Here is a 16472-nt window from a genome sequence, read left to right as displayed (position 1 = left end):
ATTAGGGTATTCAAGTAGCAGGCTTTAACTATCCCTTACTTGAAGTTACCGAATAATATTCAATAAACGAACCAACGTTTTGATTTACTGCAAAACAATGCCCATCCTGAGTTTAAAAAGATAGCAGCAACCCGTTTGCAGCTGAAAATTTGATAGATAGCCCGGCATCAATATTTGCAGCGGTATAAACTGCGCCGCTCAACAAGTCGGTAAATGCTAACGTTCCGGTCAATTGCCATTGCGCCAATAATTCGGGTGGTAGTTTAACAAGCAGATTGCGGTCATGCCGGTCAAAATTAGCTACAACCAGGATACGTTGCTGATCGGTATAACGCAGGTAGGCATAAGTCCGCTCGTCAAAACCAGAACCAGGCCTCAGGTTGATCAGCATCAGCTCATAAAACCGGCCCTGCGTAATAGCGGCATTACTGCCAGATATATTCAGCAATTTACTATAAAATTCTCTTAGTTGCTTTTGCGATTCCGATAGCTGCCCGCCATCAAATTGACCTCCGTTTAACCATTTTTGATGTTCGGGCACACCCCAGTAATCAAAAATAGTGGTTCGGCCATTATCCTCGCTAAAGCCCTTTGCACCAGCCGCGGGCTCGCCTACCTCCTGCCCAAAATAGATCATTACCGGGCCGGTTGACAGCGTGGCTGTAACAATCATGGCGGCGGCAGCCAACCAGGCATTACCCACAAAGTGGGGCGAAGCGATACGCTCCTCATCATGATTCTCTAAAAAACGCAACATGTGCTGCGGAAATTCAGCACTCTCGTGAAAACATACTTTGTTAATATCCCAGATAGTGGCGTGCGGCTCATTGCGCATAAGGCGCTTTAAGCCATCGTACAAGCCCACCTTATCGTATAAATAATCAAAACCTCCGTTAAATATATAGTTATGATACTGTGACGTGTTGTAAGCTTCGCCTAAAAATATTAATTGAGGATATTTAGTTTTGATCTTTGGAATTACCCAGCCCCAAAACTCTACCGGAACCATTTCAACCATATCGCAACGGAAACCGTCAACCCCTTTGGCACTCCAATAATCCAGTATATCGTAAATTTTTTGCCACATGGGCGGGATGGGGTTAAAGTGCTGGGCTCTGCCGCCCATATAGTCAACCCCATAGTTTAACTTAACCGTTTCAAACCAATCATTGATGGATGGCGCGGCGTTAAAAACATCATTGCCGGTAGCCTTAGCAGGATTCTCATCAAAGCGGCCGTCTTTAAGCGGACTGTGAAACTCATCACCACCAGGATTATAGCCGGCAGGCACCTTGAATGGATAACCTGGCGTATAATAAAAATCATTCAAAGCACTAAACGCTTTTGTAGTATCATCATCCGCACCAAAATCGCGTATGGCGGCGGGTTTAGTGTCTGATCGATATGTCCGGGCAACATGGTTAGGCACCAGGTCGATAATCACTTTCAACTGCTGGGCGTGAGTGCGTTGAACAAGGGCATCAAACTCGGCCATCCGGTTGGGTACATCCACGGCCAGATCGGGCGCTACATCATAATAATCCTTAATAGCATAGGGCGAACCTGCCCTGCCCTTCACCACATCCGGATCATCGTTAGGGATGCCGTACTGCGTATAATCCGTCATGGTGGCATGTTCAATTACACCAGTATACCACACATGCGTAAAGCCCATGCTTTTAATTTCGCGCAGTGCAGTATCGTTAATATCGTTCAGCTTACCAACACCATTCTCCTCAACACTACCATAGTTTTTATTGGTAGTATTGGTATTGCCAAATAAACGGGGCAATAGCTGGTAAATAATTAATTTATGATTTATACCGGTATCAGCCATATCATTCTACATTATCAACCTTAAACCTTACAGCAATTATCCAAACCTTTAAAAATCGCAGTTTTAACAATCTCCAGCCGTATCGCCCTCACAACCCTAACCTTCAAACCGTCCAAATTCACCCCACAACCTTAAAACTTTTCAACTTTCAAACCTTCCAACTTCTTACTTTCCAACGTCCTCCAACTTATCCAGTGTCATTTCGCTTAAGCCGCTCACAACCAGGTTAGCCTTGCCCAACACGTCGGGCGAGCCGATGCCTACCGATTTCATACCACCAGCTATAGCGGCTTCGATACCTGCAATAGCATCTTCAAAAACCACGCATTCTTCGGGTTTCACACCTAACTCTTCGGCGCCTTTTAAAAAAACCTCCGGATCTGGCTTGGCTTTGGATACTTTGGTACCATCAATAATGGCATCAAACAGATTAACCATGTTAATTTTCTCCAATATCGTCATGGAGTTTTTACTGGCCGACCCTAAAGCTGTTTTTAGTCCTGCCGCACGGCAATCCTCTACAAATTGTTTGGCGCCGGGCAAAATCTCAGCGGGAGTCATGTGGCTGATCATCTCCACATACCATTCGTTTTTTTGAGTGGCCAGTAGCTCCTGCTCCTCAGTCGTTTTACTTACCCCACCCCAGCTCAATATCAATTCAAGCGATCGTACGCGACTTACACCTTTCAGTTTTTCATTATCGTGCTCGGTAAAATCAAATCCGAGGCTGTTAGCCAGTCGCCTCCAGGCTTTATAGTGATATATGGCGGTATCAACAATTACGCCATCCAGGTCAAACAGGCATGCTTTAATGGTGCTCATGGGTATTTATGTAAGGCTCTAAAGTATCAATTAAAAATCAGCCAGAAAACGCCTCGTAAAAAAAATGATGCATTACCTGAGCTGCGTTGTTATAGCCATAGTTTTATTTATCTTAGAGCAAAGAAATTTGGCCCCGAAATGAAATTCTTTAAAGCTTGTTTAGTATTAGTGGTAACGCTTATCCTGATAGGGGCGCTACAAACTAAATTCGGCGATCTGCCGCCTATTGGTAAATTTTTAAATCCGGTTACAGGTTTTTGGCAAAATGCCGAAAGCAGAAATATCGACGCTCAATTGAACCTGAAGATGGAAGGCCTGCAAGGCAAGGTAACTATCAGGTACGATGAGGAGATGATACCACACATTTTTGCAGATAACGACCACGACCTGTACTTTGCCCAGGGATATGTTACCGCCCACGACAGGTTATGGCAAATGGATATTCAAACCCGCTCGGCATCGGGCAGATTAGCTGAAATAGTAGGCGCTAAAGCCTTGGACGTTGACCGCTACCACCGCCGCATGGGCATGGTTTACGGCGCCGAAAACACCTTGAAGGAATGCATGAAAGACCCTCAAAGCAAACTGGTGCTTGAGGCTTACTGCGCCGGAGTTAACGAATACATTCATCATCTGCCATCAAAATATTACCCCATCGAATTTAAACTACTCGATTACGCCCCCGAAGATTATACACCCTTGAATTGCGCTCTGGTATTGAAACTGATGTCGGAAACGCTGGCCGGTGGCTCGGATGATTTTCAGCTAACCAATACCCTTAAATATTTTGGCCCCAAAGTTACCGCCGATTTATTCCCGGATTATCCTTTTAACGAAGATCCTATCATCCCCGCAGGCACTAAATGGGATTTTAAACCCTTGCCTTTACCCAAACCTTCCAAAGCGTTTTTGGATGAGATGACGGATACCATACACACTAAACCTAAAGTAGAAGGTATTGGCAGCAATAACTGGGCTATAGCAGGTAGCAGATCGGCCAACGGCTATCCCATTTTAGCTAACGACCCACACCTGCATTTAACTTATCCTTCCATTTGGTATCAAAATCAATTGGCCGCTCCCGGCGTTAATGTCAATGGCGTGTCGCTACCCGGCACTCCCGGCATTATTATTGGCTACAATCAAAAAATTGGCTGGGGCGTAACTAATGTAGATGCCGACGTACTGGATTGGTACCAGATTAGGTTTAAGGATTTGGCCAAGAACGAATATTGGTACAATAACCGCTGGGTACCTGTAAAAAAACGAATTGAAGAAATTAAAATACGTGGCCAAAAAACACTTTACGATACGGTAATATACACACATATTGGCCCGGTAGTTTACCCGGCAGCTAATCAAAAACCCCAAATGGGCAAAGCTGCTAATGTGCCGGTTGGCCATGCGCTGCGCTGGATAGCCCACGACCCATCAAACGAGTTTAAAACATTTTACCTGCTTAACCGCGGCAAAAATTACGAAGATTACCGGGAGGCCATCAAATACTTTTTTGCACCAGCGCAAAACTTTATTTACGCAGGCAATGATCAAAATATAGCCATTACACCAAACGGCAAATTCCCGCTGAAATACAAAGACCAGGGGAAATTTATCTTAGATGGCAGCGACCCGGCAGATGATTGGCAGGGATGGATCCCGATGGATCAAAACCCGACGGTGAAAAACCCGCCACAGGGATTTATTAGTTCGGCTAACCAGTCGTCAACAGATCCTACCTATCCTTATTACATCAACTGGCATTTTGGCTCGTATACCCGCGGTAAGCGAATAAACGACAGGCTGCGCACCCTGCACCATGCAACAGTTGATAGCTTACGCGTTTTACAAACTGACGATTACAGCGTTTTTGCACAAGATATACTTGCGACTATGCTGAATGACCTGGATGTTTCAAAAATGGACAACGGGCAGAAACAGGTTTACCAAATTATAGGCAAATGGGATAAACAATATTCGGCAGGCTCGATGGGTGCGAGCATATTTGAACTATGGTGGGATAACTTGTACAATGCCATTTGGACCGATGATTTTATGGTTAAAAAGCAATTGAACATCCAGCTCAAATGGCCCAGCCGCTATCGTACCGTGCAGTTACTACTTACCGAAAAGGAATCAAAATGGTATGATGATTCGCGCACGCAGGAAATTGAAACTCGTGCCAGCCTGATCAACAGATCGTTTGATGCCACGGTAGATAGTATGACTCGTAAATACGGTAAGCCGGGAACCGCCTGGCAATGGGGAGCGGTTAAAGGTTCACATATTTCGCACCTGGCTAACATTAACGGCTTTGGTTCCGGCAATTTTTCGGCGGGGGGCGCTGCGGGCGTTGTTAACGCCCTGTCGGAAGAAAACGGCCCATCCTGGCGCATGATCGTTCAGTTTGGCCCACGGGTTCAAGGTTACGGTGTACTGCCGGGAGGCGAATCGGGCAATCCTGGAAGCTATTACTATGATAACTTTTTAAAAACCTGGCAAACCGGGCAGCTCAAACCATTGCTGTTTTTGGATAGCTCTGCCGATGGTGCAGCCCATATTAAAACAACGGTAACTTTAAACAACAAATAATTATGCTGTTTTTCATCATACTCATATTAAGCCTGGTAGTTAGCTATGTATTGCCCTGGTGGATAGTAGCTATTATTGCTTTTTTAGCGGCTTTTTTTATAGCGAAAAGCTCGGCACACGCATTTTGGTCGGCATTTGCGGCTATATTTATAGCTTGGGTGATACTTGCCCTGTTTAAAAGTGTGCCCAACAATCATATTTTAGCTACGCGGGTTGCGCATTTGTTCCCATTTGGCGGGCAATGGATATGGCTTCTGTTGATCACAGGGATTGTAGGCGGACTGGTTGCAGGAATGTCGGCATTGTCGGGCGTGTTATTAAAACAGTCATTACGTAAACCAGAAGGCGAAATAAACGCATAGTGCGTCCCAATATACAGTCGAAGTTCATTAGTTAGGGTACATCTCTCTTGATTTGGCGTTCTGGATTCTCACTTCAGGCACTGGTCAGCAATCAATTGTTGGCACGACGCTATTAAAGAGACGGTTATTTCAGATCCCAGACGACCTGAAAGTAGGCAAGGAACAGATTTATTGAAAATGATTTAAATAAAAATTGTAAGGCTGTAAATAATTACTATTTTTGCAGTCCGAATAAAGGTCGGGTGGCCGAGTGGCTAGGCTGAGGTCTGCAAAACCTCCTACAGCGGTTCGAATCCGCTCTCGACCTCAAGAATTGAAAGAATTAAAAAAATTAAAGCAATGGGTGTTACACGTTTAAAAAGAAAAGATAGAAAAAACAAAACTGTTTCTCGTTTAGAGGTTCAGCATTTAAAATTAGCTACTAATTTAGAATTAGGAAGCCGTTCTAAAGAATCTGCAAAAAGCCAGATCTCTAAAAACAACGAGATTTTAAACAAGCTTTCAGCTGCAAAATAATTAAACCTATTCAGGTTTATTAAATCCTGTTGGTTTACACCGACAGGATTTTTTTATTGATCCGGCTAACCAAGCCCGGCCCTTCGTAAATAAAACCGGTATACAACTGGATTAATGATGCTCCAGCGTTCAGTTTTTCCAATGCATCTTCGGGCGAATGGATACCCCCTACCCCAATGATGGGGAAAGAACGATTGGATTTATCGGCCAGGTATTGGATAACCTCTGTAGATCGTTTGGTTAAAGGTTTGCCACTCAGGCCGCCTGTTTCGTTTTTATGAACCGATGTAAGCCCCTCGCGGCTGATTGTAGTGTTGGTAGCCACAACCCCGGCTATACCTGTTTCCTGCACAATCTCAATAATATCATCCAACTGCCCGTTAGTTAAATCGGGAGCAATTTTTAGTAATATAGGCCTGCTGATTTTATTTTTTAAATTGCGTTGCTGTAGTGTATTTAAAATTTGTTTAAGCGGCTCTTTCTCCTGCAAGGCACGCAGGTTGGGTGTATTGGGCGAGCTTACGTTAACCACAAAATAATCAACCACATCAAAAAGCCTGTCAAAGCATTTTACATAATCGCTTACGGCATCCTCGTTAGGTGTATTTTTATTTTTGCCAATATTGCCGCCTATAATTAAGCTTTGATCAGCATTTTTTGAGCTACGGTAAGCTTTGATGCGTTCGGCAACAACATCTACACCCTGGTTATTAAAACCCATCCGGTTAATCAAAGCACTATCAGCCGGCAGGCGAAACATCCTGAGTTTTGGGTTACCAGGCTGCGGCAATGGCGTTACCGTGCCTATCTCAACGGAGCCAAAACCCATATTGGCCATTTCGCGCAGCATTTCGGCATTTTTATCAAACCCTGCTGCCAGGCCTACCGGGTTTTTAAACTTCAATCCAAATACTTCTTTTTCGAGCCTGGCATTGCTAAAGCTCCAAATTGCCCTGCTTAAAGCTGCCCCACCGGGCAAACTATTAAAACGTTTTAAATTGGTTACCACCAGGTGATGCACCTTTTCGGGGTCGAATTGAAATAAGAGAGGTTTGATTAAGGAATACATGCCGCGAATTTAATAGTTTTTACCGAACGGACTTTTGCCTATTCGAACGAAAGGGCCTATCTTAGATTAAAAATATCCATAAGCCTATGTTCTCAAAATTTTCGCGACGTAATTTTATTACCAGCTCGGCCATAGCCGCAGTGGGGAGTTTAGCCTTGCCCGAAATCGTTTCGGCAGCAGCCACAGTTGCTGGGGTAAAGAAAATAGGGTTGAATAAAGATGATGTGATCCTTTTCCAGGGCGACTCCATTACCGACTGGGGCAGAAACCATAATGAAGTACCACCCAATACCAGCTCGGCCCTGGGCAATGCCTACCCTTTTGCAATTGCTACAACCTTATTAACACAATACCCAGGCAAAAGCCTTAAATTTTACAATAAAGGCGTTAGCGGTAATAAAGTTTACCAACTGGCTGAGCGCTGGGATGCCGAATGCTTAGCTTTAAAGCCCAATGTGTTAAGTATTTTAGTTGGCGTAAACGATTTTTGGCACAAGTTAAACGGCGCCTACGCAGGTACTATAGACACTTATCGCAACGATTATAAAGCGCTTATTGATCGCACCAAACAAGCCTTGCCCGATGTTAAATTAATTATTGGAGAACCTTTTGCCTTAACCGGAGTTAAATACGTAAACCAAAACTGGTATCCTAAGTTTAACGAATTCAGGTTAGTGGCGCGCGAAGTTGCCGATACTTATCACGCAACCTTTATACCTTACCAAAGCATTTTTGATGATGCTTTAAAGCTTGCACCGGCCGCCTACTGGAGTCTGGATGGCGTTCATCCTACGGTTGCAGGTTCGGGATTAATGGCCCGCGTCTGGCTTGAAACCGTAAAGGGTTGATAATTTATTTTGAACAAATAGTATACAGATAGAATGGAATACAGAAATTTTCAGGATGTTAAGATAGCAGAGGTTGGCCTGGGTACATGGCAACTGGGCAGTGCCGATTGGGGTAACGTTAATGAAGATGACGCTATTAAAATATTAAAGGCCTATGTAGAAACCGGCGGCAATTTTATTGATACGGCAGATGTTTACGGCATGGGTGTTAGCGAGCGGATTATCGGAAAATTTTTGAAGACGACTACCGAAAAGATATATGTAGCCACCAAACTGGGCCGCCGTGGCGATGGCGAAAATGGATGGCCACAAAATTTTGGATACGACGCCATGAAGAAACAGGTAGAAGATTCGCTGGAACACCTGGGCCTGTCGCGTTTATTTTTAGAACAGCTGCATTGCATACCCACCGAGGAAATGCGCGCAGGCAAGGTATTTGATAATTTACGCAAACTGCAACAAGAAGGACTGATTGAACATTTTGGCGCCAGTGTTGAAACATCCGAAGAAGCCTTGTTGTGCCTGGAACAGGATGGACTGGCCTCGTTACAGCTAATTTTCAATCTGTTCAGACAGCATGTGGCCGACGAAGTATTTGCAAAAGCTAAAGAAAAAAATGTGGCTATCATTGTACGGGTGCCTTTGGCCAGCGGCCTACTCTCGGGCAAATTTGAAGAGAAAACGAGCTTCCCCGAAAGTGATCACCGGAATTTTAATGCCAACGGCGAATCGTTTAATGCGGGCGAAACCTTTTCGGGAATTGAATTTAAAGAGGGTGTACGTTTAGCCAACAAAATAAAAGGCATGCTGCCCGACAGCCGTATGCCCCAATGGGCCATCCGCTGGATACTGGATCACCCGGAAGTTACCACCGTAATACCCGGCGCTTCGCGCGTAACACAGGTATATGCCAACATGGAGGCATCTGACCTGAGAGCATTATCGCCTGATGTTCATCAATCGTTAAGAAAGTTGTATGACGATGAAATTCATGATCAGATAAGAGGGCATTATTAAGTGATGGCTGATCAAACTCACGCGGGGGTTGCCACGGAGTAGTCATGGCGAATCAATGGCAAGGCAGGTTGGCTTGCCATCGATTCGTTTTTATACCTATGACAAGTGTATTAACTTAATGCACCTAAAAGTAAGCACTTCCGAATTTAAACAACAATCCTCTTTTACTATAAACAGGATACTCCTAACAGCATTAGCCATCTTTCCGCTCCGATAGGAGCTCGCAGAAGATTCCTCTTCGTACCTCATCGGAATGACATTTTTTTTTCAAACACCTTTCTCCAACGATATCATCCCCTGGAGTTTATCAATAACACCAAAAACATCTGATTATATTTGTATAACCAGCTATGGAAACGGAAGAGAAAAACCAGCTACGCAAAATTATCCATATTGATATGGATGCTTTTTACGCATCGGTTGAGCAGCGGGATAATGAAGAATACCGCGGCAAGCCGATAGTGGTAGGTGGCCCGCATGAGGGGCGTGGCGGCGTGGTGGCTACTGCGAGCTATGAGGCCCGGAAGTTTGGGATCCGCTCGGCTATGCCGTCAAAAAAAGCATTGCAGCTTTGTCCGCATGCCATATTTGTCCGCCCCCGCTTTGCTGTTTATAAAGAGGTATCGCAACAGATCAGGGAAATATTCAGCCGGTATACCGACCTGATCGAGCCACTCTCGCTCGATGAAGCCTATCTTGATGTAACCAACGATAAATTAAACATCGGCTCGGCTATCGAGATTGCCAAACAAATTAAGCAAGCCATCCAGGATGAGTTGCGGCTCACCGCTTCGGCAGGTGTATCGATCAATAAATTTGTGGCCAAAATAGCATCGGATATCAATAAGCCCAACGGGTTAAAATTTATAGGCCCATCCGGCATTGAAAACTTCATGGAACTGCTGCCTGTAGAAAAGTTTTTTGGTGTTGGCAAAGTAACTGCCGAAAAAATGAAAAAGATGGGCTTACATACCGGTGCCGATCTTAAAAAGCTGACCGAGGACGAGATGCACAGGCACTTTGGCAAAGCCGGACGCTTTTATTATCAAATTGTGCGTGGCCTTGACAATCGGGAGGTGCAGCCCCATCGCGAAACCAAATCCATGGGTGCCGAGGATACTTTTGCTTACGACCTCACCACTTTAGCCGAAATGAATGCCGAACTGGATAAAATTGCCGTAACGGTAGCCAACCGCTTAGAACGCTACCAACTGAAAGGCCGTACGGTTACCCTCAAAGTAAAATACAGCGACTTTAAACAAATTACCCGCAATCAATCATCCGCAGCGCCTATTGCCGACCTGGAAAGTATAACGGCCACGGCCAAACAACTCTTATTTACATCTTTTGAAGAGGGACAAAAAGTGAGGTTACTTGGTATATCGCTCTCTAATTTTGGCGAGGTAATTTTAAGGCAAAAACAGGATAAGCAAACAGGGCAACTGGAACTGTTTTAACTAAAGTTGCAATTAAAACATTTAGTATTAAGGCTGCCTTTAACTCCTTGTCAATTTTCTATCTTTGAAGTTATCAATGTACAAGTCAGCCACTGCCCTATTTTTAGCGATGTTTTTCTTAGCCGGAAGCACCTTGCTGCCATTGGGTGATTTTTCGCTGATGACCGACTTGCCCAATATGTACCGGGGCTATACTAAAATAGTAAAAGAAGAGCCGGATGTAATTGATTTTATTGGCGATTACCTTTTTAACGGAAAAGAAATTCTGGGCCACAACCGGCGCGATGCTCCTCAAAAACCAGATTCGGCCATACAGTTTCAACACCAGGCTAATTGCCTTAATATCATTTTAATACAGCTGTACCTGCCAGCTTTAAGCATTGCCGATGCCTTTAAGAAGCATATTGTATCCCAACAATTACTCCATACTTCCGATTATCAGAACGAGCTTTTCAGACCGCCCCTCGTCTAATGTAGTGTCACTAATGGATGATTCGATCAATCCGCAGTCTTAAGCCCAAGCTCAGCCTTAAAAAATGCAGAATCTGGGCTAAGGACTTCCGACCAAGTAGCCGTGACTTAAATCTGGTTAGTATCTCCCTTATTTTTTAGTTTAATTATTTAATCCGTGGCTTGCTGCATTTGTGGCCCGGCCATGCTGTCACTATATCATATTCATGAAAAAATTTTTAATAGTTTTTCTGCTGCTGCCTTATGCGCTAATGGCCCAAAATACATTCAGAGCAATTATACGCAACGACAATACCAAACAAACCTTACCAGGCGCTACAGCTACCATACAAATTTTAAATACAGGCGCTACAGCCGATAGTAGCGGACACCTTTCAATAGCTCACATCCCGAATGGAAAGGTAGAGATCAGGTTTAGTTTTGTTGGCCTGATGCCCCAGGAAAAGACGCTAACCTTTCCGTTAAAAAATCCGGACCAGGTATTTGAAATAAATCTGGAACCAACACCTGCCGAGATGGCTGAAGTTGTAATACAAAGCACCCGGACCAACCAAAATATACGCGATATACCAACCCGGATAGAAGCCCTGCCCTTAGAAGAGCTGGACGAAAAAGGCACCATGCGCCCTGGCGATATTAAAATGCTGCTTGCCGAAAGCACAGGCATTGCTACCCAGCAAACCTCGGCGGTAAGCGGTTCGGCCAATATTCGCATTGAAGGTTTGGATAGTCGCTATACGCAGTTACTTAAAGATGGCATGCCCCTATATCAAGGCTTTTCCGGAGGCCTGAGTTTGCTGCAAATTAGTCCGCTTGATTTAAAACAGGTAGAGTTTATCAAGGGATCCGCTTCAACCCTATACGGCGGCGGCGCCATAGCGGGTTTGGTTAACCTGATCAGCAAAACCCCGGTTGAAAAGCCCGAACTTACCTTTTTATTGAACGGCACAAGTGCCAAAGGCGCAGATGGCAGTGCATTTTACGCACAAAAATGGAAGCATATCGGTACAACGCTATTTAGTTCGTATAATTACAACGGGGCTTATGATCCGTCGTCAACCGGCCTATCTGCCATTCCAAAAACCAATCGGTTTACGGTGAACCCCAAAGTATTTTTATACCTCGACGATGAAAACTCGGGATGGTTTGGGGTAAACCTTACCCACGAGAACAGGTATGGTGGCGATATGCAGGTGATTAATGGCCAGGCAAATAAATTACACCAATACTTTGAGCAAAACCAGTCGCTTCGTTTGTCCACTCAATTATCGTTCACCCACCAGATTAACAAACAAAGCCAAATTAACTTTAAAAATACGGTTGGATATTTCGACCGGAAACTTTCTGAACCGGGTTCTAATTTTTCAGGCAAACAACTATCGTCTTTCAGCGAGATCAACTATGTTAATAATGGCAAAACCTTGAACTGGGTAACAGGCCTTAACACCTGGACGGATAACTTTACCGATGGTCAAAACAAACTCAACTACAACTTAACTACTTTAGGAGCTTTTGTTCAAAACACTTATAAAGCAAGTTCCTGGTTTTCGCTGGAAAGCGGCCTCCGCATGGATTATAGCACACCGGGCGCGGCTAATCATCAAAACGGTATTTTTATTTTGCCACGCGTTAACGCCCTGTTCAGAATTAACGATCAGTTAACCAGCCGTATAGGCGGTGGCCTGGGCTATAAAATGCCTAACCTGTTTAATGACGAAAGCGAGCAAGATGGCTACAAGCACATACAGCCCTTAAATATGAGCAACATCAAGGCAGAGCAATCTTACGGAGTTAATGCCGACATCAATTACAGGGGGCCAATTGGCGATGCTTTTATTAACATCAACCAGCTGTTTTTTTATACAGATGTAGATGAGCCAATTATTTTGCAAAACAACAATTTTGTAAATGCGCAGGGCCATATTAGCACCCAGGGTACCGAAACCAATATGAAGCTCAGCATGGATGATTTAAGTTTTTACTTAGGATATACCTTTACAGATACCAAACAACATTTTAATGGCCAAAGCCTTAGCCAAACCTTAACGCCCAAAAATCGTATCAATTTGGACCTTACTTACGAGATTGAAAACCAATTCAGATTTGGTGCGGAAAGTTACTATACCGGGCAACAGCTGTTAAGCGATGGCACCAATGGCAGGGCTTATATTACCTTTGGTTTGTTGATACAAAAAATGTGCCAACACCTGGATGTATTTATCAATACAGAAAACTTAACCGACCAGAGGCAAACCAGGTGGAACAGTATATATACAGGAACGATAACCAACCCTAACTTCAGGGATATTTACGCGCCGCTGGATGGGGTAGTTGTAAACGCAGGAATCAGGATAAAAGTGTTGTAAATAACAGGTGATATTTATTGAGTTGAAGATGAACCAGGCGATCAAACAACTCAATAAATATTAACCTATTAACCAATATCTAATTCGTCCTGATCGCCTCAACCGGATCCAGACGGGCGGCAAAATAGGCCGGCACTATGCCCGATATAATGCCGATGATTACCGATATAACAACACCTAAAATAATATTTTTTAAGTACAGCACAATCTCGACATCCATAGCGGCTTTAACCCCGAAGGTGCCCAGGTATACCATAGCAATACCTATCGCCCCTCCCATCAGGCACAATAAAACAGATTCGATTAAAAACTGGAACATGATGAAGTAGTTTTTGGCGCCTAACGACTTTTGAATGCCGATGATGTTGGTACGCTCTTTTACCGACACAAACATGATGTTGGCTATACCAAAACCACCAACCAATATGGAGAAACCGCCGATAATAAAACCGGCAATATTAACCACACCGAAAAGCGAATCCAGCTGGTTAGAGATAATGGTTGATTTATTTAACGAAAAATTATCGTCGGTGCCGGGTTGTAATCGGCGTATGGCCCGCATTACCCCCATCAGCTCGCTTTCCACCTCGTCGCTCGCTATACCATCTTTACCCCGGACAACAATTTGCGGGTTATATTTTTCATTTTGAATATCAATGATATTGCGGGCAAAGTTGAGCGGAACTACGATGGCTTTATCTGGCGAAATGCCCAGCATATCTTCGCCTTCTTTGGTAAAAACACCAACTATGGTAACATTGCGGCCTAAAAGTTTAATCTGCTTACCTGCGGCCAATCCAGCATCGTTAAATAAACCTTCGGCTACATCATTACCAACCAGCGCTACAGGGGCTCCCGTTCTGGATTCCATGTCGGTAAAGTAGCGCCCGTACTGATAATCATGCGACCATGTTTTATTGTAATCGGCAGATACCACACTGATGTCTACATTCTCAACAACGTTACTCAGGTACTTGATGGTTCGGCTGCTTAAATCCAGCTCGTATGATATGCCTTGCGCTGTTTGTACCCGTTTTTGCAATTCGTTATAATCACGAAGCTTGGGTACTGGCCTCTGGATATATTTCCACCAGGGATAATCGTTTCCAAAAGACCACGGCCATTTTTGCACAAAAATACTATTGCTACCTAACTTGTTAACACTGGCCTGCAAATTATCCCGCAGGGTATCTACCGCCGAAAAAACGGCTATGATAGTAAAAATACCAATGGTTATGCCCAGCAACGAGAGTACTGTACGCAATTTATTTTGCCTGAGCGCATCAAAAGCAAAAAGAAAACTTTCGCGAAGGAGCTTTAAGAATATCATACTACACATTTAGACAACAGATATTCCATTGAGTTACAGCCAGACGGAAATATAATTATGAATTGGTGTAATAATAAAAAGGGGACATAAAAAAGCCCCTCTGCAAAACAGAGAGGCCAAACTATTACACAAAAAAAAGCGCTTAATATTTTGTTGTTTTGGTAACCGTAGTTGTGGTTGTTGATCTTGGCTTAACATAAACAACCTTGGTTGTATGGCGTGGATGTGCACGTCTGTATGCTTGCCTTTTACGCAGATTAGACCTGTCTTTAGCATCGCCTATAATATAGCCACCACCAGCACCAATAGCGCCGCCAATAAGGGCGCCGCCCACATTATGCCCAATTAAACCACCTGCTACTGCACCACCTACGCCACCAATAGCAGCACCTTTAGCCCTATTACTCACCTTACGGTGAGTGGTTGTTTGCGCGTTTGCAATATTGCTCCCTGCTATCAAAAATGTTAAAAACAGGGTGACGGACATCATATACTTTTTCATATTATTCATTTTTTACTGTTTAGCAGGATTAAACTGCTCTACAAGTAGTATTATACAAAATGCTTGCCATTTGTTATTATCGAAAAAAACTATCCTGATTGATGCGCATAGCTATCAATACTATCCAATTATTAACTTTTGATTAAATAATCTACATCAGCAAGATCAGGAAAGAAAATAATTGTATATAAAACAGTGCACCATTTATTCAACCTGAGAGCCCATCAGAAGCATTACGATTCACGGCAACTATGACATTATACGGATGTTATTGGCGAACAATTTCACAACCTGCATTGTTAAACACTAACATTAAACTTATTTAACATGAGTACTATAACATTCAAAAAAACATTCACCATTGGCCACGATCTAACCGTAAACCGTTTGGGATACGGCGCTATGCGTATTACAGGCGAAGGCATTTGGGGGCCACCAAAAGATAAAGAAGAAGCTATACGGGTATTAAAAAAGGCAGTTGAATTAGGCGTCAATTTTATAGATACTGCCGATAGCTACGGGCCGTATGTATCTGAAGAACTCATAGCCGAAGCGCTATACCCTTATCCTGAAGATTTAGTAATAGCAACAAAGGGCGGCCTAACCCGCACCGGGCCAAACGAATGGCCAATTGATAGCAGCCCCGCACATTTAAAAGAAGCATTGGACGGCAGCCTGAAACGATTAAAAGTGGAGAGGATTGACCTTTATCAGCTACACCGTATTGACCCTAAGGTTCCGGCCGGAGAAACCTTCGCGTTTTTAAAGAAGGCACAGGAGGACGGATTGATTAAACACATCGGCCTATCTGAAGTTCATGTAGAAGATATTCAACTTGCCCAGGAATTTTTCAATGTAGTATCTGTACAAAATATGTATAGCGTTGATAACCGCAAATGGGAAACTGAGTTGAGATACTGCGAGGATAATGATATCGCTTTCATTCCCTGGTTCCCGCTCAATGCCGGTAATGTACAAGGACTGGAAATTATCAAAAAGGTTGCAGAGAGGCATAATGCAACCACACACCAGGTAGCACTGAACTGGCTGCTGCAACACTCCCCCAATATTTTACTGATTCCGGGTACATCAAGCGTTGCCCACCTGGAGGATAATATGAAGGCGGCAGATCTGGTGCTTACAGTTGCCGACATGGACGAGTTAGATAAAATTGCCGGGTAACAATGATAGCTTAAATCGGCGATTGCAGGATGATTTTTACATATCGTGCAGTCGCCGTTTTATTTAACTTGCATTTACAAAACATCATAGATATTTGAAACGCT

General features: G+C 43.8%; 14 protein-coding genes and 1 tRNA gene. 10 read left to right on the top strand and 5 right to left on the bottom strand.

Features of this window, described 5'->3' with window-relative positions:
* Nucleotides 1-112: 112 nt before the first annotated feature.
* Nucleotides 113-1837 (bottom strand): alpha-amylase family protein, encoded by a 1725-nt coding sequence (locus MUCPA_RS22300; protein ID WP_008509478.1) that lies wholly within the window; start codon nucleotides 1835-1837, stop codon nucleotides 113-115.
* Nucleotides 1838-2002: 165 nt separating this feature from the next.
* Nucleotides 2003-2659, bottom strand: a complete 657-nt coding sequence (pgmB, locus tag MUCPA_RS22295) for a beta-phosphoglucomutase (RefSeq protein ID WP_008509477.1) — start codon at nucleotides 2657-2659, stop codon at nucleotides 2003-2005.
* A 138-nt stretch (nucleotides 2660-2797) separates the two neighbouring features.
* Here pgmB and MUCPA_RS22290 point away from each other — a divergent pair, with 138 nt between their 5' ends.
* From MUCPA_RS22290 to MUCPA_RS22275, 4 genes are all read left to right on the top strand, one after another.
* Nucleotides 2798-5248 carry a penicillin acylase family protein gene (locus MUCPA_RS22290; RefSeq protein ID WP_008509475.1) on the top strand — a complete coding sequence of 817 codons (2451 nt, stop codon included), beginning with the start codon at nucleotides 2798-2800 and terminating at the stop codon, nucleotides 5246-5248.
* Between the two features lie 2 nt (nucleotides 5249-5250).
* Nucleotides 5251-5610 carry a hypothetical protein gene (locus MUCPA_RS22285; protein ID WP_008509474.1) on the top strand — a complete coding sequence of 120 codons (360 nt, stop codon included), beginning with the start codon at nucleotides 5251-5253 and terminating at the stop codon, nucleotides 5608-5610.
* A gap of 236 nt (nucleotides 5611-5846) precedes the next feature.
* Nucleotides 5847-5917: transfer RNA gene (locus MUCPA_RS22280), tRNA-Cys, on the top strand.
* Between the two features lie 32 nt (nucleotides 5918-5949).
* Nucleotides 5950-6126, top strand: coding sequence for a hypothetical protein (locus MUCPA_RS22275; RefSeq protein WP_008509473.1), 177 nt, complete (start codon nucleotides 5950-5952; stop codon nucleotides 6124-6126).
* A 34-nt stretch (nucleotides 6127-6160) separates the two neighbouring features.
* Here MUCPA_RS22275 and MUCPA_RS22270 read toward each other — a convergent pair whose 3' ends face one another.
* On the bottom strand, nucleotides 6161-7195 hold the full coding sequence (locus MUCPA_RS22270) for a quinone-dependent dihydroorotate dehydrogenase (protein WP_008509472.1): 1035 nt from the start codon (nucleotides 7193-7195) through the stop codon (nucleotides 6161-6163).
* Between the two features lie 86 nt (nucleotides 7196-7281).
* On the opposite strand from MUCPA_RS22270, the gene MUCPA_RS22265 reads away from it, so the two are divergent.
* From MUCPA_RS22265 to MUCPA_RS22245, 5 genes are all read left to right on the top strand, one after another.
* Entirely contained in the window at nucleotides 7282-8043 is a 762-nt protein-coding gene (locus MUCPA_RS22265; RefSeq protein ID WP_008509471.1) for an SGNH/GDSL hydrolase family protein, read from the top strand.
* Nucleotides 8044-8076: 33 nt separating this feature from the next.
* Nucleotides 8077-9060 carry an aldo/keto reductase gene (locus MUCPA_RS22260; protein WP_008509470.1) on the top strand — a complete coding sequence of 328 codons (984 nt, stop codon included), beginning with the start codon at nucleotides 8077-8079 and terminating at the stop codon, nucleotides 9058-9060.
* A gap of 350 nt (nucleotides 9061-9410) precedes the next feature.
* Nucleotides 9411-10517, top strand: a complete 1107-nt coding sequence (dinB, locus tag MUCPA_RS22255) for a DNA polymerase IV (RefSeq protein ID WP_008509469.1) — start codon at nucleotides 9411-9413, stop codon at nucleotides 10515-10517.
* A 76-nt stretch (nucleotides 10518-10593) separates the two neighbouring features.
* Nucleotides 10594-10989, top strand: coding sequence for a hypothetical protein (locus MUCPA_RS22250; RefSeq protein ID WP_008509468.1), 396 nt, complete (start codon nucleotides 10594-10596; stop codon nucleotides 10987-10989).
* Between the two features lie 205 nt (nucleotides 10990-11194).
* A complete protein-coding gene (locus tag MUCPA_RS22245) occupies nucleotides 11195-13354 on the top strand; it encodes a TonB-dependent receptor (RefSeq protein WP_008509467.1) in 2160 nt (719 codons plus the stop codon).
* 79 nt (nucleotides 13355-13433) lie between these two features.
* Here MUCPA_RS22245 and MUCPA_RS22240 read toward each other — a convergent pair whose 3' ends face one another.
* On the bottom strand, nucleotides 13434-14684 hold the full coding sequence (locus MUCPA_RS22240; protein WP_008509466.1) for an ABC transporter permease: 1251 nt from the start codon (nucleotides 14682-14684) through the stop codon (nucleotides 13434-13436).
* Between the two features lie 142 nt (nucleotides 14685-14826).
* Complete coding sequence (locus MUCPA_RS22235; RefSeq protein WP_008509465.1) at nucleotides 14827-15186, bottom strand: glycine zipper domain-containing protein; 360 nt, start codon at nucleotides 15184-15186, stop codon at nucleotides 14827-14829.
* Nucleotides 15187-15513: 327 nt separating this feature from the next.
* Between MUCPA_RS22235 and MUCPA_RS22230 the strand changes: the two genes are divergently transcribed.
* Nucleotides 15514-16368, top strand: coding sequence for an aldo/keto reductase (locus MUCPA_RS22230; protein ID WP_008509464.1), 855 nt, complete (start codon nucleotides 15514-15516; stop codon nucleotides 16366-16368).
* The last annotated feature ends 104 nt before the right edge of the window (nucleotides 16369-16472 follow it).

It is taken from the genome of Mucilaginibacter paludis DSM 18603 (genome assembly GCF_000166195.2).
Taxonomy (GTDB): domain Bacteria; phylum Bacteroidota; class Bacteroidia; order Sphingobacteriales; family Sphingobacteriaceae; genus Mucilaginibacter; species Mucilaginibacter paludis.
Note: the sequence above shows the minus strand (reverse complement) of the source record. Positions and strands in the feature narration are given on the sequence as shown.

Excerpts from the sequence above, each read along its gene's own strand:
- MUCPA_RS22300 (WP_008509478.1), bottom strand. The coding sequence starts at position 1,837 with ATGGCTGATACCGGTATAAATCATAAATTAATTATTTACCAGCTATTG.
- pgmB (WP_008509477.1), bottom strand. The coding sequence starts at position 2,659 with ATGAGCACCATTAAAGCATGCCTGTTTGACCTGGATGGCGTAATTGTT.
- MUCPA_RS22290 (WP_008509475.1), top strand. The coding sequence starts at position 2,798 with ATGAAATTCTTTAAAGCTTGTTTAGTATTAGTGGTAACGCTTATCCTG.
- MUCPA_RS22285 (WP_008509474.1), top strand. The coding sequence starts at position 5,251 with ATGCTGTTTTTCATCATACTCATATTAAGCCTGGTAGTTAGCTATGTA.
- MUCPA_RS22275 (WP_008509473.1), top strand. The coding sequence starts at position 5,950 with ATGGGTGTTACACGTTTAAAAAGAAAAGATAGAAAAAACAAAACTGTT.
- MUCPA_RS22270 (WP_008509472.1), bottom strand. The coding sequence starts at position 7,195 with ATGTATTCCTTAATCAAACCTCTCTTATTTCAATTCGACCCCGAAAAG.
- MUCPA_RS22265 (WP_008509471.1), top strand. The coding sequence starts at position 7,282 with ATGTTCTCAAAATTTTCGCGACGTAATTTTATTACCAGCTCGGCCATA.
- MUCPA_RS22260 (WP_008509470.1), top strand. The coding sequence starts at position 8,077 with ATGGAATACAGAAATTTTCAGGATGTTAAGATAGCAGAGGTTGGCCTG.
- dinB (WP_008509469.1), top strand. The coding sequence starts at position 9,411 with ATGGAAACGGAAGAGAAAAACCAGCTACGCAAAATTATCCATATTGAT.
- MUCPA_RS22250 (WP_008509468.1), top strand. The coding sequence starts at position 10,594 with ATGTACAAGTCAGCCACTGCCCTATTTTTAGCGATGTTTTTCTTAGCC.
- MUCPA_RS22245 (WP_008509467.1), top strand. The coding sequence starts at position 11,195 with ATGAAAAAATTTTTAATAGTTTTTCTGCTGCTGCCTTATGCGCTAATG.
- MUCPA_RS22240 (WP_008509466.1), bottom strand. The coding sequence starts at position 14,684 with ATGATATTCTTAAAGCTCCTTCGCGAAAGTTTTCTTTTTGCTTTTGAT.
- MUCPA_RS22235 (WP_008509465.1), bottom strand. The coding sequence starts at position 15,186 with ATGAAAAAGTATATGATGTCCGTCACCCTGTTTTTAACATTTTTGATA.
- MUCPA_RS22230 (WP_008509464.1), top strand. The coding sequence starts at position 15,514 with ATGAGTACTATAACATTCAAAAAAACATTCACCATTGGCCACGATCTA.